Genomic DNA, 19,914 nt, shown 5'->3' on the forward strand with positions numbered 1-19,914 from the left:
CTTAAAGAATCTCATTATCTAATCGTTCTTTTTCAGAAGATTCAGAAATTCGATTTTTATTTATGGGGACAACTAATGTTTTTATATTTCTTTGCTTTACAAAAGGATACAATTGTATGTTATGCTGCATTTTATCTTTTGGGTTTTGTTGTAAATTAGAACCTAAAAGTAGTAGTTCTTTTTTGTAAAAAAGCTCTTTGTCTTTGCTATCGTTTTCTTTTATTTTTTTTTGTATTACTCCTTCTTTTAACTGTTTTAAAAATCCACCACTTTTTTCTATTTGTTTAAAAACAACGAGTGCTTTTTCTGCAAGCTGCTCTGTTAAAGATTCTATATAATAGGAGCCTTCTGCAATTTGGCTTGCATTTTTAAAACCACTTTCTTGTTGTAAAATTAACAGTTGATTTCTTGAAATACGCTCTCCAAATTCGTTTGATTTTTGATAGATTGTATCATAAGAAACATTAGCAATGGTATTTGTGCCTCCTAAAATAGCACTCATACACTCTGTTGTGGTTCTTAGCATGTTTACATTGTAATCATATAGTGTTTTGTTACGCAAACTTGGTTTTGTGAAAATATGCGCTTCTAAATTGCTAATACTATATACATCAAGCAATGAAGACCATAAAAGCCTGAAAGCTCTTAATTTAGCAATTTCGAAAAAATAATTTCCACCAACAGCAAAAGTAAAATGGATTTTAGAGGCAACTTCTGCTCCAAAATGATTTAAATATTCGTTGGCATGTGCCAAAGTATAAGCCAATTGTTGTGTACTGTTTGCTCCAGCATTTTGATATAAATCTAAAGAAACTGAAATACAATTATTAGTGTTTTTTACGATAGATTCTAATTTTTGGTGATCTAAATTTAAATTTGAAAACCAATTTCCAGTTTCTGCTAAATGTCCGATAATATCTGTTTGAAAAAAGGTTTTTTCTGAGTTGATATATTTTGATAATTCTATTTGAAAATCAGCATTTAAAAAGGAAAAATTAAAATATAGAATTGTAGTTTTTAAGTCTACTTTTTTTAAAAGTAATTTGTAATTAAATTTTTTATCTGCTTTAAATTGGATTGCATTAGCTCCTTTTTTTAACGCATCTAACGCAAGAGAGTTTGCAATTTTTTCGTCATCAATAAAAACTGACTGACAAATATTAAATTCTTTTTCTGAAGTTTGTATTTTATGATTTGTTCTGTCTTCTTTTGTATAGAAAGGCCTTACAACAATTCCTTCATTATTTTTCCAAAGAAGTGTATCATTATAGTCTGCACCTTTTAAATCTACTTGAATTTTTTGTTTCCAGGCATTTGGTGTAATCTTATCAAAATTGTCAAATAGAGATGTTTTCATTATTTTTTTATAGTATCAAATTCTATGATATATATGTCTTCATTTTCTTTTTTCATCAAATACTTTTCTCTTGCAAATTTTTCTAGTTGAAGAGAGTCTTTGAGTTTGTTTATTAAGCTATTATTTTCTTTGTTCTTCTTTTCATAGAATTTTATTGTAGACTCTAGTTCTTTTATTTCTTTTCCTAATTTGTAATTAAGAAAAGTGTTTTGGTCAAAGAACAGCATCCAAATTATAAAAAAAGTTAAAATTATAACATAGGTGTTTGTAAATAAACGAACTATTTTATTCTTTTTAAATTTTTTAAACGTCATAAACCTACAGCCTTTCGTTAATTACGGTTCTAACAATATCTATAGCAACAGTATTGTATCTGTCATTAGGTATTATAAGATCTGCAAAGTTTTTAGTGGGTTCTATAAATTGTTGATGCATAGGTTTTAAAGTGTCTTGATAACGATTTAAAACCTCGTCAATATCTCTACCTCTTTCTGTAATATCCCTTCGAATTCTTCTTATTAAACGCTCATCAGTATCTGCATGAACAAATATTTTAATATCAAACAAATTTCTTAATTCTTTGCTGTTAAATATTAAAATTCCTTCTACAATTACTACTTTTCTAGGATGTGTTTTTACAGTATCTTTTGTTCTGTTATGGGTTACAAAAGAGTAAACAGGTTGCTCAATAAATTCTCCTGTTTTCAATTTTTTAAGATGTTTTACCAACAAATCAAAGTCTATTGCTCTTGGATGATCAAAATTTATTTTTGTTCTTTCTTCGTAAGATAGATCATCAGTAGCTTTGTAGTAAGAATCTTGAGAAATTACACAAACTTCATCTGTGGGTAGTTGTTTTACAATTTGATTTACAACAGTAGTTTTACCACTTCCTGTTCCTCCAGCAATTCCAATGATTAGCATAAGATTTTAATTGGTATAATTTAGAGCACTAAAATAATAAAGATTTTAGAATATTGTGTTGTTTTTTAAAGCTTATCCTGGTTCTTTCTCTGACCCCACTTCATGAGTAATTAAGCCCTTAAAAGCATCAAAAACAGTGTTTCCTTCATACAATACTTTGTATACTTCATTAGATATTGGCATGTCTATATTGTATTCTTTTGCTAATTCCATGATAATTTTAGCAGTTTTAACACCTTCTGCAACCTCATTCATGTTATTAATAATTTGATCTAGCTTTTTGCCTTTTCCTAATTCATAACCAACATGATGATTTCTACTTTTTGAGCTTGAACAGGTAACAATTAAATCGCCCATACCAGCTAAGCCAGCAAAAGTTCTCTGTTTACCACCCATTGCAATTCCTAATCTTGAAATTTCTGATAATCCTCTTGTTATTAATGCAGAGCGTGTGTTTTCGCCAGCATTAGCTCCATCACTCATTCCAGCTGCAATTGCCATTATATTTTTTAAAGCGCCTCCTAATTCACAACCAATTACATCTGTATTTGTATATACCCTAAACAAACCAGAGTTAAAAACAGTTTGTAACTTTTTGGCAATAGATTTATCTACCATTGCAATAACAGCAGCTGCAGCTTTACCAAAGTGAATTTCTTTGGCTAAATTAGGACCTGTTAATACTCCAGCAGGATGACCAGGCATTATTTCTTCTATAATTTGACTCATCCTCATTTTAGTGCTAATTTCTAAACCTTTTGCCAAGCTAACTATGGGTACCCAAGGCCTTATATGGGGTTTTGCTTTTTCTAAAACGCTTCTAAAACTTTGAGAAGGAATACCCATGACAATAACATCTGCATTTTCTACAGTTTCTTTTATAGAATTTGATGCAACCAAACCTTTGTGTAATTCTGCATTGGGTAAATATTTTTTATTGGTTTTAAATTGATTAATTTCATTGGTTGTATTTATATCTCTTGCCCATATAATTGTATCACTATTCTTTGCAGTTAAACAAGCTACAGTTGTTCCCCAAGAACCTGCACCCAATAAGCCTACTTTTAGTTTCATATAAATAAATTTAAAATTAAAGCTGCTTTTTCTGATTTAAAAAAGCAAATTACAAGATTACTGCAATATAAAGATTTTAAATTTTAAGCAGAAAAAGAAAAAAAGTGTCGGGATGAGAGGATTTGAACCTCCGATCTCTGGTCCCCCAGACCAGCACTTTAACCGAACTAAGCTACATCCCGAAATTTACTGATAAATTTAAAAAAGAAAATCTCAAAATAAATATTATTTTGAGATTTTTATAAAGAGCCAATGGAGGGACTCGAACCCACGACCTGCTGATTACAAATCAGCTGCTCTAGCCAGCTGAGCTACATCGGCTTTTTTTGAATTTTGAGTGCGCAAATAAAGTATAAAATTTAAAAACTACCAAAATAAATTTATTTTTTTTACAAAAAAAAGCTTCAGATACTGAAGCTTTTAAAGTCAAGAATAAATAATTTTACATTGTGTAAAAGAATTGCTCGTTGGCAATCTTTCCATTCTGCACTTCAAAAACGCAAACTTCTTCCATTTGTTGCCTTCCTCTACTTTTAAATGTTACGTCAAAACTCATTTTACTTGTAAAATGATTATCTGCAACAACAGGTTCAGAAATTTCACTACTATGAAACTCTTCTACATCTTCTAACCATTGTTTGCTTTTTTCAAAAACATTTTCTTTACCAGAGACAACCTCTCCACTTGGTACACCAGGCATTTCTCTACTTACTACATTGTCTGCGTATAATTCTTGGATGCACTCTAAATTTTTTCCTTCTTGGCACATTTGTTTCCATTTTTGTGCTACTTCTTGGGTATTCATAATTTTGTTTTTTTGATTGACTTTAAAGTTATGAAAAAAATAAAAAAGAGAATATTAAATTATTGTTAGAATTTTAAATGCATAATGCTTTATGAAAAGTATTAGTTTGACTGCTTTGAAGACGACAGTAAAGCCAATTTTTAGAGAGCCTTTTTAACTTACAGCTTCTTTGTAAACTTTTAAACAACGCTCTCTGGCCTCTTTATGATCTACAATTTCTTTAACATAGGTTAGTTCTTGAAATTCTGGCACCCATTTTTTGATATATGCTAAATCTTTATCAAACTTTTTAATTTGAGTTGTTGGGTTAAAAATTCTAAAATATGGAGATGCATCAACACCAGAACCTGCAACCCACTGCCAGTTACCTACGTTACTAGCCATTTCATAATCGTGCAATTTTTCTGCAAAATAGGCTTCTCCCCATCTCCAATCGATTAATAAATGTTTGCATAAAAAACTCCCAACCAACATTCTTACCCTGTTATGCATAAAACCTGTTTGGTTTAATTGACGCATTCCTGCGTCTACTAAAGGATAACCAGTTTGTCCTTCACACCATTTTTTAAACTCTTCTTCGTTATTTCTCCATTCAATTCTATCGTATTTCGATTTGAAAGCTTCTTTGTGCGTGTGTGGAAAATGCCAAAGAATTTGCATAAAAAATTCACGCCAAATTAATTCTTGCCAAAAAATTTCGTTTTTTTCTGAAGTGGCTTTTTTAATCATTTTTCGAATACTTACTGTTCCAAATCGTAAATGTGGACCTAATTTGGAAGTAGCATCTTTTGCAGGAAAATTTCTAGTGTCTTCGTATTCTTGAATTAACGTAGGTGTAACATCATAATCTTCTATTTTTTGTTTGGATTTGGTAAAACCTAAATCAGACAGCGAAACGTTTGGTAAACGTGTGTTTTTTACTAAGTTTTTTAAGAAAGAATTGGTGTAATAAATATCTAAATTATAGGTTTTAAATTGTTCTTTCCAAACTTTCATATAAGGAGTATAAACCACATAAGGGCTTCCGTCTTTTTTTACAACTTCATCTTTTTCAAAAATTACTTGGTCTTTAAAAGTTTTAAAATTGATGTTATTATCTGCTAATAATTTTTCTATTTCTTCGTCTCTTTCTTTTGCATACGGTTCGTAATCTCTATTCGTAAAAACAGTATCAACTTTATAATCCTTTATTAAATTTTGATAAATTTCTTTTGGAGTTCCATGAAAAATTGCCAAACTACTATCATTTTCTTCCTGCAAAGTTTTTCTCATTTTCTGCAATTCATCAAAAATAAAAGTGACTCTTGCATCGTCTTTTGGTAGTTTATTTAAAATATTTTCATCAAAAATAAAAATTGGAAGAACAGGATAATCACTTTTTAAAGCATTGTAAAAACCGATATTATCATCTAATCTTAAATCGCGTCGAAACCAAAAAATATTTATTTTGTTTTTCATTTACTAAATCTTAATTTTTAATAATAACCTCTCGACTGCGCTCGAGAAGACACTAAAATACCTTTTACTTGTATTCTCCAAAAATTTCTACTAATTTTTTTTGTCTGTATGCAAATATTTCTTCCAATTTTGGCTTCACTAAAAAAGGATGCACCATTTGCCCTAAAATTCCCATAGGTACTTTGTAATCAATGATGTCTTCCATTTCTACACCACCTTTAATTTCTTTGATAAAATGTTTATGGTGCCATAAAGCATAAGGTCCAAAACGTTGTTCGTCTACAAAGTATTCTTTGTCTTTTACATGCGTAATTTCTGTGACCCATTTTGTTTTTATCCCCAAAATTGGTGTTACAATATACTGAATTATCTGCCCAGGAAACATAGGTCTGTCTGCTCCAGAAAGTATATCGAAACTCATATAATCTGGAGTAATTGTTTTTAAATTCTTCGGATTTGACAAAAACTCCCAACCTTTTTCTAATGAAATAGGTAAATTTTGTTTTTTATGAAGTGTATATATTTTCATTTTAATTGTGTATTAAAACATAAAGATTTAAAGAGGTTGCAATGCACAACCAAATCATATATGGAAGTAATAAATATTTATAATTTTTTACTTTATCACTTAATTTAAAGAAGTAATAAAAGAGGAGCGAAGTGAGTAATATCAAGTTTATCAACCCAAATAAAACCAAATGTTGGTTGAAGAAAATAAAATTCCAACTGACATTTAATATAAATTGAAACAGAAAAACAAGTTGCATTTTTTTTGTGTTTTCTTTAGAAAAAAGTTTGCCTAAATAGATTGAAAAGCAAATCATAATCAACGTCCAAGAAACACCAAAAACCCAACCTGGAGGTGTCCAAGGAGCTTTGTTTAAGTTGATGTACCAATCTGTCATTGGACCATTTTTCATCAACCAATTTCCAATTGCTAAGCCACCAAAATTGATGATTAAAAATAATATAGTAAGCTTTAATTGTTTCATTTTAAGAATTTGCTTTCAACTTTTCTATTTCTTTTAATAGATTGTCTGCTTCTAAATATTTCTGATCACTATCACTTCTGTTGATAGATTGCAGTTTAAAACCTTCTTCCATCAATTTTTTATATTTTTCTTGTAATTTTTCTACTGCTGATTTCTTTTTGAAAAGTCCGAACATAGCTTTAGTTTTAGTTAGATTTTGTCTGTTTTAACGCAGTCGAGAACTATAATTATATGAAACTCTCTATTGCATTCGAGGAAATAGGTAATATTTTATATTAGGTGTTTAGTAATTTTAGAATTCAATGGTTTTGTAATTGAAAAATAATAATCGATTAATTTTCCTTCAGGTGAAACCAAGTATTTTTGGAAATTCCATTTTACAGTAGAACTTTTTTTGTTATTAAATTCTCTACTTGTTAACCAAGTATATAAAGGATGTTGATTTATACCTTTTACATCTACTTTTTCTGTAATTAAAAAAGAAACCCCATAATTTACTTCACAAAATTCTTGTATTTCTGAAGCGTTTCCTGGTTCTTGTTTCCCAAATTGATTGCAAGGAACTCCAATTACAACTAGGTTTTCTTTGTATTGATTGCTCAGTTCTTCTAACTCTTTATATTGTGAAGTAAAGCCACATTTAGAAGCTACATTTACAAATAAGATGAATTTTCCTTTAAATTTTGAAATTTGTATAGGCGAATTTTGGAGACTATTAATCTCTATATCATATATATTGCTCATAGTTTGGAATTAAATTTTAAAACTTACAATTCCGCAGTCTAACTCAAAAATTTGACCAGAAATGGAAGTTGCTTTATCAGAAATTAAAAAAGTTGCCAAATCTGCAACCTCATTAGGCTTTAAAAACTTTTTAAGAGGATGACGTTCAGTAATATTGTCAATCATTCTCTCATTTCTTAAAAGTTTAGAAGCTAAGTCTGTGTCTGTTACTGTAGGTGCAATTGCATTAACACGAATTGTTGGAGCCAATTCTGCTCCTAAAGATTTTGTTAAACCTTCTACAGCAGATTTTGCTGCTGCTACACTTGCGTGAAAAGGCATACCTAATTTGGCAGCAACTGTGCTAAATAATAAAATAGATGGATTGTTTCCGTTTTTTAATTTTGGTAAATATTGTTGAATGGCTTTTACTGCTCCCACAACATTTATTTCAAAATCATTTCTAAAATCTTCTAATTTGAGTCTAGAAATTGGTTTAAGGTTGATACTTCCAGGACAATAGATTAAAGTGTCTATTTCTTCTACAGATGGTAAATCTTCTGTAAGTATATCACAAGAGTGGTGTGTTAAATTAGTGTGGGAAAGCAGAGGAGGAGTTCTACTAATATTAATTATCTTATTATCTTTTAATAAAGAATTGATAATAGAATTTCCAATTCCTTTGCTTCCACCAATCACTAAAATTTTATTCATAATGCGCTTTATCTTCTACCTTTTAAGCGCTTTTCAATTTTTTGTTTAACTGCTGTTAAGCGCTTCATTTGATCCATAATTTCTGGATCTTTTTCTAATTTATAAACTTCATTTAATTCTAAAATTAGTGCTTTAACTTCTCTAGAAGCTAAAATTCTATCACTAGTAGTTTTAAACGAAAATTTTCTGTTTTCAAACTCAGTAGCTCTCTCTAATAATTCCATTCTATATTTTTGCTTTTATCTAATTTGGCAATATAAATATAAAAGTTAGAAATGCAAGAAAAATTGGAGTTAATTATGCTGTTAATGGTTTTCCTTTAAGACGTTTTTCAATTCTTTGCTTAATTGCAGTTAAACGTTTCATAATATCCATTAGTTTTTGATCTTTACTTTCTTTGTAAACTTCGTTTAAACTTAAGATTAATGATTTTGCTTCTCTTGCTGCCAAAATACGATCACTCGTAGTTGGAAATCTCATTTTTCTAGTTTCAAATTCTAAAGCTTTGTTTATTAACTCCATAATTTAATATTTTAAAGTGTTTTGTAATTCTGTAATTTTTTCTTGATTATTAAATTTACCACCAAAATAAGAGGTAACTGTTGATGAGGTATCGTCTTTAATACCTCTAGATGATACACAAAGATGCTTTGCGTCTACTATAACAGCAACATCTTCTGTGTTTAAAATGGCTTTTAATTCCTCAGCAATTTGATTGGTTAATCTTTCTTGTACTTGAGGTCTTTTGGCAAAATATTGCACAATCCTATTTAATTTAGATAAGCCAATTACTTTTCCAGAAGAAATATATGCAACATGTGCTTTACCAATTATAGGAACAAAATGATGCTCGCAATTAGAATAAAAAGTAATGTTTTTTTCTACCAACATTTGGTTGTATTGATATTTATTATCAAACAATGCCACTTTTGGCTTGTTGGCAGGATTTAAGCCAGAAAAAATTTCGTCTATATACATTTTGGCAACTCTTTTTGGAGTGCCTTTTAATGAATCATCTTTTAGATCTAACCCCATAACATCCATTATTTCAGAAAATAAATGTGCTATTTTTTGTTTCTTTTCATTATCAGAAAGTTTAAAAGCATCTTTTTTCATTGGAGTTTTTAAACCTGTAAAGAGGTGGTCATCTCCAACTTCTTCAATTGAAAAACCGTTAAGTTTTTCTGATACTTCTTTTTCTTTTAATAAGGTTTCTGTAATCATTTTTTGTCTTTTTAATGTGCTGTCTTTAAGTACTCTAATCTTAAAAGCAAAGCACGATTTGTTATCTTTTTGCTATAGAGTTATTTGATATTGTTTTTTGTCTAGAACATTTAAATCTTCCTTTTTCGAAAGTTCTTAATTCTTGATGTTTTGTTTTTCTTCCTTGCACTCTTTTTCGCCACATTTTGAAGCTTTTTGGCTTCATTTCTTTTCGCATTAAATTAATAACCTCCTGTTCTTTTAATCCAAATTGAAATTGTATTGCTTCAAAAGTTGTTCTGTCTTCCCAAGCCATTTCTATAATTCTATCAATAGCTATACCATCTAACTGTGTCATCTATAGAATTAATTTATGGGTTCATAAAATTCGTACTGTTTGTCATTTTTTATTTTTAAGTCTATGATTTTATCAATAAACATCTTGTTTTCTTTTAGTAGCTTGTTATTTTTAAATCTTACAAAATTACCTTGTGCATGAATGCTAAACCCACTTGTCTTGTAAGTGTGTAATTGATAAAAAGGAATTGCCCAACTAAATGTTTGTAAACCTTTGTTAATATGTACCAAAATTCCTTTTTCTCTAAGTTCTAAATTTGCGTAGTTAATGTCTGAAACAGAATTCATATACTTGTAAAAACCAGGACTTACCTCATCAATCATCATTCTTTTAGAACCTACACCACCTAATTTTATTGCTTTTAAGAATGAATAGGATTTGCCTAATAAATCATTAAAAATTGCAACTGCTTCTTTATTTGTATGTGTAGTATTATATATCATTTACACATCAAATATAATAATGTTTAATTTATATTTGAAATTGTTAAACAAAAATTAACATAACATTATAATTTGTTAGGAAAGTGAGAGTTAATCATTTTTGAGCATTTTATTTCTGTCTGAAATAGTGTGTTTTTTTAAAATACGATAACTCTCTTGTAAAACTTTTGGGTTTTTTGTGAGTCTCCAAAGAATATCACTTGCTTTTTTTCTTGCAGATTTTGCATCTATAATTGGTTTAGGGTAATCATCTCCTAAAATAAAGTTGTTAAACTGTTGGTCTAAATTGGTCATTAAATAGGGTTCATGAATAAATGGCAAAGGTAAATTAGCCAATTCTGGCACCCATTTTTTAATGAAAATAGCATCTGCATCATGCTCTAAACTGTTTTTTATTGGGTTGTAAATTCTAAGAATATTTATACCAGTTTCACCAGCGTTTATTTGTAGTTGTGGAAAATGAATTCCTGGCTCAAAATCTAAAAATAATTGAGACAAGTGTTGAGAGGCAGCTTGCCAAGGTTGCCATAAAATGTGAGTAAAAAATGAAATGAGCATTGCTCTCATTCTAAAATTTAAATACCCAGTTTCTTTTAAGCATCTCATAGAAGCATCTACAATTGGAAAACCTGTTTTGCCCTCTTTCCATGCTTGTTGATATTGTAATGAAACACTTTTTTTTAATTTTTGATATCCTTTATTAATGCTCTCATGTTCCATAATATGTTCCATTTCAAACTTCTGAATAAAGTGAGCTTGCCAACGCAAACGAGATACAAATGCGCCTAAATGTTTTTTGTTTGTTTCATTTTTAAATTCTTCTGCTTTTTGAAAAATTTGACGAATGGAAACATTTCCCCAAGCAATGTATGGTGATAATCTGCTACAACTTTCTCTTGCTAATGCTGGTTTAGAAATATGATACATGTAGTTTTTATGGCGTGTTTCAAAAAAAGTATTCGCGTATTTCCAAGCCATTTCTGTACCTCCTTTCTGGAAATTTCTATTCTCAGGAGTTTTTAGGCACTCAATAATAAAGTACTTCTCTAAAGCTGAAATTTCATTTACGCTGAGAAGTTTATCAGAATTTAGTTCAATTTTAAACTGATTAGCATCCATGTATGCATCCCATTTTTCGAACCAGTCTTCTCTATTTAATAAGCCTCTTAAAACACCATTGTTGTTGTTCTCTATCCACTTTATTGAGTTGTTTCTGCAATACCTTGCAAAATCTTTATCTCTATTGTAGGTAACCAATAATCCAGTTTCTTGATGCGAAAAAACAGTGTTAATTTTATAAGAATTTAAAAGTTGATTAAAAGCAGAAATTACTTCTGTTTTAATAGCTAAAACTCTAGAATCGTATTTTTTTAATTGTGTATTTAAATCGTTTATAGATTGTTTGATAAAGTTCCAATGACGCGTATCATAATGAGGGTCTTTTAATAAAGAAGATTCGAAAACATATAAAAAAAGTACACGTTTTTTGGTTTGCAAAGCATTATAAATTGCCTCATTATCTTGTAAACGTAAATCACGTTTTAACCAAACAACATGTATTTCTTCTTTATTAATACTCATTAACGTTTTCTATAATATGACTTGCTTTTTCTTTTATTTTTGTTCTTTCTTCTGTAGACATTTTATTTAACAAGCTATACATCATTTTCATTCTAAAGTTAGAAGATAATTGTGCTTTTTTATCATCTAAAAAGTTCCAATATAAAGTGTTGAAAGGGCATGCGTTTTTTTCGAACTTTTTCTTTTTATCATAAACACAAGTATCACAATAATTGCTCATTTTATGAATGTAACTTCCGCTAGAAACGTAGGGTTTTGTAGCGATTTTACCACCATCTGCAAATTGGCTCATTCCTCTTGTATTAGGTAATTGTACCCACTCAATTGCATCTACATAAATACCCAAATACCAAGCATCAATTTCATTTGGATGAATTTGTGTTAATAGCGCAAAATTGCCAGTTATCATTAATCTTTGAATGTGATGTGCATATCCATTATCTAAAGAATTATTGATGGCATTTTTTAAGCAATTCATCTTTGTTTTTCCAGTCCAGAAGAAGTCTGGTAATTTGTTGTTATTATCTAAAAAGTTTTCTTTTTTGTAATCTGGCATCAACATCCAATACATACCTCTCATATATTCTCGCCAACCTAAGATTTGTCTTATAAAACCTTCTACTTGAGAAATATCGATTTCTTCTTTTCTTGCTCTGTAAGTTTCTAAAGTCTTATTTATAATTTCCCTTGGTGAAATCATTTTTGTGTTCATAGCAAATGAAATCCTACTATGAAAAAGGTAGATTTTATCTGTATGCATAGCATCTTGGTAATCTCCAAAATGAATTAATAAATGTTCACAGAAATAGTCTAACTGAGCTAAAGATTGCTTTCTTGAAATAGGATATTCAAAGTATTTAGGATGAATTTTACCAATAGTTTTTATGTTGGTCTTTTTTATATCATTTAAAATATTTTCAACATTATTATCAAAATTAATTTCTGGCGGAATTAATGCATCTCCTTTCCATTTTTTTCTATTGCTTGCATCGTAATTCCATTTACCACCTTCAGGTTGTTTATCTACCATTAATATTTGATGTTTTTTACGCATATTTCTGTAGAAATTTTCCATCAAATATTGTTTCTTTCCTTTGAAAAATGTGGCTAATTCTTCTCTTTCTGTATAAAAGTGTTCTGTTGAAAATTTTTGAAATTCAATTTTTAAATTTTTAGAAAAATTTTGCAATTGTTGGTCTAACCTGTATTCATCTGGTTGTTGATATTCGAATTTCTCAATATGATGTTCTTCGATTAAGAACGAAAGATTTTCTACTAAATTCTGGGTGTTTTTTTTATCATTAATATGAAAGTAAATTATATTATGATTTGCTTTTTTTAATTCGCCAGCAAAATTTCTCATTGCAGCAAAAAAACCAACTACTTTTTGTATATGATGTGTTGCATAATCTGTTTCTTGACGCATTTCAAAAAAACAATATGTAACGTTTTTATCGGTTTCTAAAAACCAAGAATGCTGGCTGTTTAGCTGATCTCCTAAAATTAATCGCAATTTTTTCATTTTAAAATAACGTTTTTTCTAGCCATAACTTTCGGTATTTATAATTTGGGTCATAACGTTCTGCCTGCAATTTTGTATTGAATTTTCTATCTCTTGGGTCATTTCCAACACCAGCTACGTACATCCAATTTCCATAGTTGCTATGTACATCGTAATCAATCAGCATCGATTCGAAATAAGCAGCACCAATTCTCCAGTCTTGCAACAATTCTTTAGCAAAGTATGATGCAACATTTTGTCTTCCTCTATTGCTCATCCATCCAGTTTCTTTGAGTTCTATCATATTGGCGTTAACAAAATGGTCTTTTGTTTTACCTTGAATCCATTGTTGAATGATTTTTTCATTAACATTCCAATTGTAATCTCTATCTAATATGCCTCCTATTTTAAAAATTTTAGTATTGTATTTTAAAGAAATGTATTTAAAATAATCTCTCCAAATCAATTCAAAAATTACCCAATAAGTAGATTGATTTGCACCAAATTGAGCTTCATATTCTTTTATTTTCCAATAAATAGTTTTTGCAGAAATGCTACCATTTGCAAGCCAAGGAGAAAATTTTGAGCTATAATCTTTCCCTATTAAACCATTTCTTGTCTTTTTGTAAAAACCAACTTTTTTTGTTTCAAAAAAATAATATTCTAATCTTTCTAAAGCTTTATTCTCTCCTCCTAAATACGGAAATGCTGTTTTATTAGGAACATGAAAAACTGAAAAGCCCAAGTCTTTGAGAGTAGGAATTTGAGTGTTGTTTTTAATGAGATTTTCTGTAGGTTTTTTTGTTACAGATACTTTGTTTTGTATGGTTACTGTTTTTTCAATCTTTTTTCTAAAAACAGTAAAAGTGTTAGGTATTTTAGAAAAATCTTTCGAGACTAAATCTGGATGATACAAAAATTGATCATAATCTTCTCCAAGTTTTATATTTTCTGAAATGGTTTTGTTTACAAGATTGTTTGTTTGGACTTCTTCTGTAGTCCATTCTTTTTGAGTATAAATTGTATCTACTAGAAAATCATCACAAAGTGTGTGTAATTTATTTTCAGGGCTCTCAAAATAGGTGAAAAGTGTAATATTTAGGTTTGCTAAATTTTTCTGTAAATTGTTTATAGTTTCAATTAAAAACTTTGCTCGAAACTTTTCTGTTTTTAAAAAACCAAATGGGTCTTTGACAAAATATTTTGGGTCAAAAAAGTAAACAGCAATTACTTTATGATGATTTTTAGTTGCTTTGGTTAAAGAAATATTATCCTTAACTCTTAGATTATTTCTAAACCAAACTAACCCTGTTTTGCTTTGTTTTTGCTGCATTTTTTGCTACAATATTTTACGTTATCCCAATTTTTCTCCCATTTTTTTCTCCATGTAAAAGGTCTCTTACAAACTGGGCAATCTTTGGATGGAAGATGTTCTTTTTTCAAAAAAAACTATTTGTTAATGTTGTTTATCATACCATTAAAAACAAACCAATGAAAAGGCATCACTGCATACCAATACAATCTACCTGCCAAACCATGAGGTCTAAAAGTTGCAGTTTGATACAAAAAACCATCTTCAATTTTAAATTCTAACCAAGCTTCTCCAGGTAAAATCATTTCTGCATACAACAATAGTTTTCCTTTTTCTTTATCAGCATAAATAACTCTCCAAAAATCTAATGCATCACCTGCGTATAATTGTGTTGGATGTCTTCTTCCTCTTCGTAAACCTGCACCTCCAAAAAACTGATCTATAAACCCACGTATTTTCCAAAGAAATGTTCCATAATACCAACCAGTTTCTCCACCAATTGCCCAGATTTTATTTAAGGTTTTTTCTCTATTTTTTACTTTTCTTTTTTTGAAATCTTTAAAGCAGCCATATTCTGGAACATTCACAAATTCATGAACATAATTTTTTAATTTACCACTACTAACGTAAGAATCTTTCCAACTAGAAATAATACTATTTTGTTCTATTTTTTTGAAAGCCAATTCTACAGCTTTTTTATAGCTCATAGGTTTAACTCCAATAATTTTATTAATATTACTTTTTACTCCAATTACTTCTACACCCATAGAATTAACTAGAGAACTTGCTAATTTGTAAGAGGTAGAAGTAACAAAGTACAACCAATATGAGGAGAGTTTTGGAGTCATTATTGGCACTGTAAAAATCCACCTTTTTAATTTTCTTACTTCTGCAAATTGCAACAACATTTCTTTGTAAGTCAAAATTTCTGGACCAAAAATGTCGTGAGAAGTGTTGTATAATTCTTTTTTACCCAAAGATTTGTGTAAAAAAGTTAGTACATCTCTAATTGCCAAAGGTTGTGTTTTAGTATTTAACCATTTTGGTGCAATCATTGCTGGTAATTTTTCTACCAAATCTCTTATAATTTCAAAAGAAGAACTTCCAGAACCTACAATAATACCTGCTTTAAAAGTTGTTAACGCATATTTTTTTGAAGCGAGTGCAATTTCTACGTTTTTTCTTGATAATAAGTGTTTAGATAGTTTTGTGTCGTTTGTAATTCCGCTTAAATAAATAACTTGTTTTAGAGAAGATATTTCTGCAAAACGCTTAAAGTTATATGCGCATTTTTCTTCTAAAGTATGAAATTCTTTTGCAGAATTAGACATAGAATGTATTAAATAATAGGCAGTTTCTATGTCTTTTGGAATGGCAGAAAGCGAGTGAGCGTTTAAAAAATCTGCCTCTATTAATTCAATATTTTTTTGACTTTTAAAATAACTTTCTGCTCTTTTCTTGTCTCTAACAGGACAAATTATGGTATGCCCATCATTTAGTAATAGCGGAATTAAACGTTTACCAATATAACCTGTTGCACCTGTTACAAGAATTTTCATACACTTTTTTCTGTTTTTTTAGGTCTCTGATAAGAAAGTTGTTTTTTAAATTTAGGAATTGCATACGTGTCTAAACCATTTATGGTTGCTACGTTTCCTTTTGATAGATTGATAAGACCATCTTTTTCTAGCAATTCATCTTTAATATATAGTTCTTGAATTTGAGCTACAATTAACATCACATCATTTGAAGGAACATAAATTTCTTCTACAAATTTCATACTCATTTGCACTGGACTGTTTTTTACAAATGGTACCTTAAAATTGCCTTTGTATTCTTCTTCTAAATTTGTCATATCAAACTCAGATATTTCTTCTGGATATTTTGCAGAAGTATGATGTGCATCATCAATAATATCTTCATAAATATGATTAATGGTAAAAAAACCTAATTCTTTTATATTTTTATGAGTGTTTCTTGGCACAGTTGTAGGTCTTAAAACAAACCCCAAAGTTGGTGGGTTAGAGCCTAAATGTGTTACAGAACTAAAAACAGCAACATTGGTGATTCCTTCTTTTGAAATAGAAGCTAATAAATTCGCAGATTTAAATCCAGAGCAACTATTTATTAAGTTTATTTTGTATATTTTTTCTAAATTCTGTATATCACTAAAGTTGAAAAAAGCCATTAGTAAGATTTGTAATTATTAATTTTAATATCTTTTGCTTTTAAATCGTGCATTAAATTATATAAGCCAAAAAATGTTCTATTGATGTAAATAAAATGCTTGGAACCCCTATTTCCATTCATGTTTTTAAGTTCTGTGCTTTTTGCATATTTAGCTCCAAGTTCTGATAATTTTCCGAAGAATACTTCATCAGAAAAATCAAATATTTCTTGGTGAAAAGGTTGTGTAAAAAGACTTAACATTTCATGAAACATTGCTCTAAAAAACACCAACTCTTCTTTAGAATCATCTTTTCTTAAAATTTCTAATTCAAATAGTTTTTCTTCAAAATAAGTTGGGTTGCTAAGGTTTTCTTTTTTTGCCAATTCAAAATATGGAACATAAAAATCATTGGGAATTGTTTTCATACAACCAAAATCTATTACAATTAAGTTGTTCTCTGGAGAAATTAAAAAATTTCCAGGGTGAGGGTCTGCGTGTACTTTTTGTAATTTATGAATTTGAAACATGTAAAAATCCCACAAAGCTTGTCCCAGTTTATTTGCAGTTTCTTGGTTTTTGAATTTAAATTCTGATAAATGCACGCCATTCATCCAATCCATCGTAATAATTCTATCTGAAGATAATTCAGGATAATAATTGGGAAAATTTAAATTTGGTATGTGTTTACATGCTTCTACAATAGCTTGACTTTGTTCAACTTCTAATATATAGTTGGTTTCCTCAACCAACTTGTTTTCAACTTCTTTAAAATATTTATCAGAATCTTTTCCTCTAATATTAAACATTTTAATAGCAATGGGTTTTACCAAGGCTAAATCTGAAGCTATGCTTTCTGCTACACCTGGATATTGAATTTTAACAGCTAATTTCTTTTTGTTTTTTTCTGCTTTATGAACTTGACCAATACTTGCTGCATTTACAGAGACAGCTTCAAATTTGTCATAAATTTCATTAGGATTTTTGCCAAAATACTTTTTAAAAGTTTTGGTAACTAAAGCTGGAGAAAGTGGTGGGACAGAAAACTGAGAAAGCGAAAATTTTTCTACATAAGCTTGAGGTAAAATGCTTTTTTCCATACTCAACATTTGGGCAACTTTTAAAGCACTACCTTTTAATTTTTTCAAACCATCATAAATATCCTCAGCATTGTTTTCATTTAAACGTGCTTTTGCCTCAACTTCTGTTTTGGTAATTTTATCACCATAATATTTTAAATAATTTACACCAATTTTAGCACCAGTGGTTACTAATTTAGATGCACGTTGCATTTTGGAAGTTGGAATGGAATCTATAGTTTTCATAGCTTCTGTCTTAGTTAAAATTTACTTTTTCTTTTAAAATGAATTTCCCAAAATCAATAATACTTTTTAAAGGCTTAATATCCATTAAATCAAAACGAGCATTGATTGATTTTTCAATAAAAATATCTGTTTTTTCAAAGGATGGAGAAACATCATCTAACCAAAATTTTATTGTGATTACTAAGTGCATCCAAGAAGATTCTTTGATAGAAGTGTTCTGAATTTTTTCTAAAGTTTCTTGTTTCAACTCAATTCTTTCAATGTTTAAATCTTCAACAAATTTTGTGTATTCTGTTTTTAAAGACTTTAATGATTTTAGTTTTTTTAGGTCTTTTTTTACACCTTCTAAAACATAAACAACATAACTTCTGTTGGCTGTTAAGATTTCGAAAAAAGTAAAATAAAAACTTAGTAATTTATTTTTAGCATCATAGTTTTGATAATCATCGCTTTTATGCAAAATTGTTATTGTATGATGAAAGAATTCTGAAAAAATAGATTCCTCTACTGCTTCAAAAGACCCATAGAATTTATAAAAATCAGATTCTTCAAAGTTATTTTCTTTTGCAAAACTGAAAACAGATTTTGGTTGATGATTGTTTTCTAAAACAAATTCCATATACCAAGAAATAATGTTGTCTTTGGTGATGTTTTTTTTGCGAGCCATAATTATATTAATTTTAAGTAAAGATACAAATGTTTAATTTATTTAATCATTTGTTAAACAATAATTTTTTGTTAAAAGTAGAAATGATTTTCTTTCATTTAAATATTAAAGACAATAGAATATTTATATTTGTTTTAAAATCCTAAATTATTTTTATGAAACTTAATTTTAAGCCATTATTATTTGCTTTTTTAACACTTTCTCTTTTTATAATTAGTTGTGATAAAAAGAAAAAAGAAAATCAGAAAGAAGTTGTAAAATCAACTACAAAAAATGATAATGTTGCAACCCCAGAAGGAATGGTTTGGGTAGCTAAAAAAACTTTTTTAATGGGGGCAAAAGCTTCTGATAAATATGCAATGCCAAGAGAAAAACCTGCACATAGAGTAGAAGTTGATGGATTTTATATAGATGTACACGAAGTAACTAATAAACAGTTTCGAAAATTTGTAGAAGCTACAAAATATGTTACAGTTGCAGAAAGACCTATAGATTGGGAAGTGATTAAGAAAGATTTACCTCCAGGAACTCCAAAACCTGCAGATTCTATTTTACAACCTGGAAGTTTAATTTTTAACAAACATGCAAAAGGTGTGGTTTCTATGGCAAATTATGGTCAATGGTGGAAATGGCAAGTTGGTGCAAATTGGAAACAACCAGAAGGTCCAGGAAGTTCTATTAAAGGGAAAGATAATTTTCCTGTTGTACATGTTGGTTTAGAAGATGCTCAGGCTTATTGTAAGTGGTCTAATAGAAGATTGCCTACAGAAGCAGAATGGGAATCTGCAGCACAAGGAAAATTTGAAGATAATATTTACACTTGGGGAAATAAGTTTAAAGATTTGAATAATAATGCAAATACTTGGCAAGGAGTCTTTCCTACAGAAAATATTTCTGAAGATGGTTTTGAATATATTTCTCCAATAAAATCCTATCCACCAAATAATATTGGGTTATATGACATGGCTGGAAATGTTTGGGAAATGACAACAGACTTGTTTAATGTAAATTATTATCAAACTTTAAACCCAGATGAAGTGTTAAAAAATCCAAAAGGTGCAGATAAATCTTATTCACCAAGCAATCCTTATCAAATAGAGTATGTTATGAAAGGTGGATCTTTCTTGTGTCATGAATCTTATTGTGCAAGTTTTAGAATTTCAGCAAAAATGGGAATGGAGCCAAGTTCAAGTTCGGATCATATTGGTTTTAGAACAGTTGCTACTAAAGAAATGTTATCTAAATAAAATTTGATTTTAATGAGAGTGACAGCATGATAAATTCTTATTGAATTTTTAAAAAAAAACTTA

Annotated in this window: 25 protein-coding genes and 2 tRNA genes; 1 reads left to right on the plus strand and 26 read right to left on the minus strand. The window is 29.1% G+C overall.

Features of this window, described 5'->3' with window-relative positions; translation table 11 throughout:
- Position 1: 1 nt before the first annotated feature.
- The 26 genes from ACY2RW_RS03440 to ACY2RW_RS03565 form a co-directional block, all read right to left on the minus strand.
- Positions 2–1,357, minus strand: coding sequence for a methylmalonyl-CoA mutase subunit beta (locus ACY2RW_RS03440; protein WP_490121305.1), 1,356 nt, complete (start codon positions 1,355–1,357; stop codon positions 2–4).
- Positions 1,357–1,671 carry an FtsB family cell division protein gene (locus tag ACY2RW_RS03445; RefSeq protein WP_490121306.1) on the minus strand — a complete coding sequence of 105 codons (315 nt, stop codon included), beginning with the start codon at positions 1,669–1,671 and terminating at the stop codon, positions 1,357–1,359. The genes ACY2RW_RS03440 and ACY2RW_RS03445 overlap by 1 nt, the downstream gene beginning before the upstream one ends.
- 4 nt (positions 1,672–1,675) lie before the next feature.
- Complete coding sequence (gene udk, locus ACY2RW_RS03450; RefSeq protein ID WP_490121307.1) at positions 1,676–2,281, minus strand: uridine kinase; 606 nt, start codon at positions 2,279–2,281, stop codon at positions 1,676–1,678.
- Positions 2,282–2,353: 72 nt separating this feature from the next.
- A complete protein-coding gene (locus ACY2RW_RS03455; RefSeq protein ID WP_490121308.1) occupies positions 2,354–3,355 on the minus strand; it encodes an NAD(P)H-dependent glycerol-3-phosphate dehydrogenase in 1,002 nt (333 codons plus the stop codon).
- A 107-nt stretch (positions 3,356–3,462) separates the two neighbouring features.
- Positions 3,463–3,537, minus strand: a tRNA-Pro gene (locus ACY2RW_RS03460).
- A gap of 65 nt (positions 3,538–3,602) precedes the next feature.
- A tRNA-Thr gene (locus ACY2RW_RS03465) sits at positions 3,603–3,676 on the minus strand.
- 121 nt (positions 3,677–3,797) lie between these two features.
- Positions 3,798–4,160, minus strand: coding sequence for a SnoaL-like domain-containing protein (locus ACY2RW_RS03470; RefSeq protein WP_490121309.1), 363 nt, complete (start codon positions 4,158–4,160; stop codon positions 3,798–3,800).
- A 153-nt stretch (positions 4,161–4,313) separates the two neighbouring features.
- Positions 4,314–5,618 carry a cryptochrome/photolyase family protein gene (locus ACY2RW_RS03475; RefSeq protein ID WP_490121310.1) on the minus strand — a complete coding sequence of 435 codons (1,305 nt, stop codon included), beginning with the start codon at positions 5,616–5,618 and terminating at the stop codon, positions 4,314–4,316.
- 64 nt (positions 5,619–5,682) lie between these two features.
- Complete coding sequence (locus ACY2RW_RS03480) at positions 5,683–6,147, minus strand: SRPBCC family protein (RefSeq protein WP_490121311.1); 465 nt, start codon at positions 6,145–6,147, stop codon at positions 5,683–5,685.
- Between the two features lies 1 nt (position 6,148).
- Positions 6,149–6,610, minus strand: coding sequence for a TspO/MBR family protein (locus ACY2RW_RS03485; protein WP_490121312.1), 462 nt, complete (start codon positions 6,608–6,610; stop codon positions 6,149–6,151).
- A gap of 1 nt (position 6,611) precedes the next feature.
- Positions 6,612–6,785 (minus strand): Lacal_2735 family protein, encoded by a 174-nt coding sequence (locus tag ACY2RW_RS03490; RefSeq protein ID WP_490121313.1) that lies wholly within the window; start codon positions 6,783–6,785, stop codon positions 6,612–6,614.
- A gap of 95 nt (positions 6,786–6,880) precedes the next feature.
- A complete protein-coding gene (locus ACY2RW_RS03495; RefSeq protein WP_490121314.1) occupies positions 6,881–7,354 on the minus strand; it encodes a glutathione peroxidase in 474 nt (157 codons plus the stop codon).
- A gap of 9 nt (positions 7,355–7,363) precedes the next feature.
- Positions 7,364–8,047: an SDR family NAD(P)-dependent oxidoreductase gene (locus tag ACY2RW_RS03500; RefSeq protein WP_490121315.1), complete on the minus strand. Its 684-nt coding sequence runs from the start codon at positions 8,045–8,047 to the stop codon at positions 7,364–7,366.
- 8 nt (positions 8,048–8,055) lie between these two features.
- Positions 8,056–8,271: a hypothetical protein gene (locus ACY2RW_RS03505; RefSeq protein ID WP_015480840.1), complete on the minus strand. Its 216-nt coding sequence runs from the start codon at positions 8,269–8,271 to the stop codon at positions 8,056–8,058.
- A gap of 73 nt (positions 8,272–8,344) precedes the next feature.
- A complete protein-coding gene (locus tag ACY2RW_RS03510) occupies positions 8,345–8,569 on the minus strand; it encodes a hypothetical protein (protein WP_490121316.1) in 225 nt (74 codons plus the stop codon).
- A gap of 3 nt (positions 8,570–8,572) precedes the next feature.
- Entirely contained in the window at positions 8,573–9,271 is a 699-nt protein-coding gene (gene folE, locus ACY2RW_RS03515; protein WP_490121317.1) for a GTP cyclohydrolase I FolE, read from the minus strand.
- 61 nt (positions 9,272–9,332) lie between these two features.
- Complete coding sequence (locus tag ACY2RW_RS03520) at positions 9,333–9,608, minus strand: TIGR03643 family protein (protein WP_490121318.1); 276 nt, start codon at positions 9,606–9,608, stop codon at positions 9,333–9,335.
- An 8-nt stretch (positions 9,609–9,616) separates the two neighbouring features.
- The gene (locus tag ACY2RW_RS03525) at positions 9,617–10,051 is read right to left on the minus strand and encodes a hypothetical protein (protein ID WP_490121319.1); all 435 of its coding nucleotides are present in this window, start codon (positions 10,049–10,051) and stop codon (positions 9,617–9,619) included.
- A gap of 90 nt (positions 10,052–10,141) precedes the next feature.
- Positions 10,142–11,632: a cryptochrome/deoxyribodipyrimidine photo-lyase family protein gene (locus ACY2RW_RS03530; RefSeq protein WP_490121320.1), complete on the minus strand. Its 1,491-nt coding sequence runs from the start codon at positions 11,630–11,632 to the stop codon at positions 10,142–10,144.
- Positions 11,622–13,154 (minus strand): cryptochrome/photolyase family protein, encoded by a 1,533-nt coding sequence (locus ACY2RW_RS03535; RefSeq protein WP_490121321.1) that lies wholly within the window; start codon positions 13,152–13,154, stop codon positions 11,622–11,624. The genes ACY2RW_RS03530 and ACY2RW_RS03535 overlap by 11 nt, the downstream gene beginning before the upstream one ends.
- Position 13,155: 1 nt before the next feature.
- Positions 13,156–14,466: a DASH family cryptochrome gene (locus ACY2RW_RS03540; RefSeq protein WP_490121322.1), complete on the minus strand. Its 1,311-nt coding sequence runs from the start codon at positions 14,464–14,466 to the stop codon at positions 13,156–13,158.
- Positions 14,436–14,576, minus strand: a complete 141-nt coding sequence (locus ACY2RW_RS03545; RefSeq protein WP_490121323.1) for a DUF2256 domain-containing protein — start codon at positions 14,574–14,576, stop codon at positions 14,436–14,438. Before ACY2RW_RS03545 ends, ACY2RW_RS03540 begins: the two co-directional genes overlap by 31 nt.
- Positions 14,577–14,582: 6 nt before the next feature.
- On the minus strand, positions 14,583–16,004 hold the full coding sequence (locus ACY2RW_RS03550; RefSeq protein ID WP_490121324.1) for an SDR family oxidoreductase: 1,422 nt from the start codon (positions 16,002–16,004) through the stop codon (positions 14,583–14,585).
- The gene (locus ACY2RW_RS03555) at positions 16,001–16,633 is read right to left on the minus strand and encodes a flavin reductase family protein (RefSeq protein WP_490121325.1); all 633 of its coding nucleotides are present in this window, start codon (positions 16,631–16,633) and stop codon (positions 16,001–16,003) included. Before ACY2RW_RS03555 ends, ACY2RW_RS03550 begins: the two co-directional genes overlap by 4 nt.
- Complete coding sequence (locus tag ACY2RW_RS03560; RefSeq protein WP_490121326.1) at positions 16,633–17,937, minus strand: ABC1 kinase family protein; 1,305 nt, start codon at positions 17,935–17,937, stop codon at positions 16,633–16,635. The genes ACY2RW_RS03555 and ACY2RW_RS03560 overlap by 1 nt, the downstream gene beginning before the upstream one ends.
- A gap of 10 nt (positions 17,938–17,947) precedes the next feature.
- A complete protein-coding gene (locus ACY2RW_RS03565; protein WP_490121327.1) occupies positions 17,948–18,604 on the minus strand; it encodes a TetR family transcriptional regulator C-terminal domain-containing protein in 657 nt (218 codons plus the stop codon).
- A 155-nt stretch (positions 18,605–18,759) separates the two neighbouring features.
- Between ACY2RW_RS03565 and ACY2RW_RS03570 the strand changes: the two genes are divergently transcribed.
- Positions 18,760–19,851, plus strand: coding sequence for a formylglycine-generating enzyme family protein (locus ACY2RW_RS03570; protein WP_490121328.1), 1,092 nt, complete (start codon positions 18,760–18,762; stop codon positions 19,849–19,851).
- Positions 19,852–19,914 lie beyond the last annotated feature (63 nt).

The sequence above is a fragment of the Polaribacter sp. 2305UL8-11 genome (genome assembly GCF_058147165.1).

Excerpts from the sequence above, each read along its gene's own strand:
- ACY2RW_RS03520 (WP_490121318.1), bottom strand. The coding sequence starts at position 9,608 with ATGACACAGTTAGATGGTATAGCTATTGATAGAATTATAGAAATGGCT.
- ACY2RW_RS03530 (WP_490121320.1), bottom strand. The coding sequence starts at position 11,632 with ATGAGTATTAATAAAGAAGAAATACATGTTGTTTGGTTAAAACGTGAT.
- ACY2RW_RS03495 (WP_490121314.1), bottom strand. The coding sequence starts at position 7,354 with ATGAGCAATATATATGATATAGAGATTAATAGTCTCCAAAATTCGCCT.
- ACY2RW_RS03485 (WP_490121312.1), bottom strand. The coding sequence starts at position 6,610 with ATGAAACAATTAAAGCTTACTATATTATTTTTAATCATCAATTTTGGT.
- ACY2RW_RS03565 (WP_490121327.1), bottom strand. The coding sequence starts at position 18,604 with ATGGCTCGCAAAAAAAACATCACCAAAGACAACATTATTTCTTGGTAT.
- ACY2RW_RS03500 (WP_490121315.1), bottom strand. The coding sequence starts at position 8,047 with ATGAATAAAATTTTAGTGATTGGTGGAAGCAAAGGAATTGGAAATTCT.
- ACY2RW_RS03510 (WP_490121316.1), bottom strand. The coding sequence starts at position 8,569 with ATGGAGTTAATAAACAAAGCTTTAGAATTTGAAACTAGAAAAATGAGA.
- udk (WP_490121307.1), bottom strand. The coding sequence starts at position 2,281 with ATGCTAATCATTGGAATTGCTGGAGGAACAGGAAGTGGTAAAACTACT.
- ACY2RW_RS03440 (WP_490121305.1), bottom strand. The coding sequence starts at position 1,357 with ATGAAAACATCTCTATTTGACAATTTTGATAAGATTACACCAAATGCC.
- ACY2RW_RS03490 (WP_490121313.1), bottom strand. The coding sequence starts at position 6,785 with ATGTTCGGACTTTTCAAAAAGAAATCAGCAGTAGAAAAATTACAAGAA.
- ACY2RW_RS03475 (WP_490121310.1), bottom strand. The coding sequence starts at position 5,618 with ATGAAAAACAAAATAAATATTTTTTGGTTTCGACGCGATTTAAGATTA.
- folE (WP_490121317.1), bottom strand. The coding sequence starts at position 9,271 with ATGATTACAGAAACCTTATTAAAAGAAAAAGAAGTATCAGAAAAACTT.
- ACY2RW_RS03560 (WP_490121326.1), bottom strand. The coding sequence starts at position 17,937 with ATGAAAACTATAGATTCCATTCCAACTTCCAAAATGCAACGTGCATCT.
- ACY2RW_RS03570 (WP_490121328.1), top strand. The coding sequence starts at position 18,760 with ATGAAACTTAATTTTAAGCCATTATTATTTGCTTTTTTAACACTTTCT.
- ACY2RW_RS03550 (WP_490121324.1), bottom strand. The coding sequence starts at position 16,004 with ATGAAAATTCTTGTAACAGGTGCAACAGGTTATATTGGTAAACGTTTA.
- ACY2RW_RS03540 (WP_490121322.1), bottom strand. The coding sequence starts at position 14,466 with ATGCAGCAAAAACAAAGCAAAACAGGGTTAGTTTGGTTTAGAAATAAT.
- ACY2RW_RS03445 (WP_490121306.1), bottom strand. The coding sequence starts at position 1,671 with ATGACGTTTAAAAAATTTAAAAAGAATAAAATAGTTCGTTTATTTACA.
- ACY2RW_RS03470 (WP_490121309.1), bottom strand. The coding sequence starts at position 4,160 with ATGAATACCCAAGAAGTAGCACAAAAATGGAAACAAATGTGCCAAGAA.
- ACY2RW_RS03525 (WP_490121319.1), bottom strand. The coding sequence starts at position 10,051 with ATGATATATAATACTACACATACAAATAAAGAAGCAGTTGCAATTTTT.
- ACY2RW_RS03535 (WP_490121321.1), bottom strand. The coding sequence starts at position 13,154 with ATGAAAAAATTGCGATTAATTTTAGGAGATCAGCTAAACAGCCAGCAT.
- ACY2RW_RS03555 (WP_490121325.1), bottom strand. The coding sequence starts at position 16,633 with ATGGCTTTTTTCAACTTTAGTGATATACAGAATTTAGAAAAAATATAC.
- ACY2RW_RS03480 (WP_490121311.1), bottom strand. The coding sequence starts at position 6,147 with ATGAAAATATATACACTTCATAAAAAACAAAATTTACCTATTTCATTA.
- ACY2RW_RS03505 (WP_015480840.1), bottom strand. The coding sequence starts at position 8,271 with ATGGAATTATTAGAGAGAGCTACTGAGTTTGAAAACAGAAAATTTTCG.
- ACY2RW_RS03455 (WP_490121308.1), bottom strand. The coding sequence starts at position 3,355 with ATGAAACTAAAAGTAGGCTTATTGGGTGCAGGTTCTTGGGGAACAACT.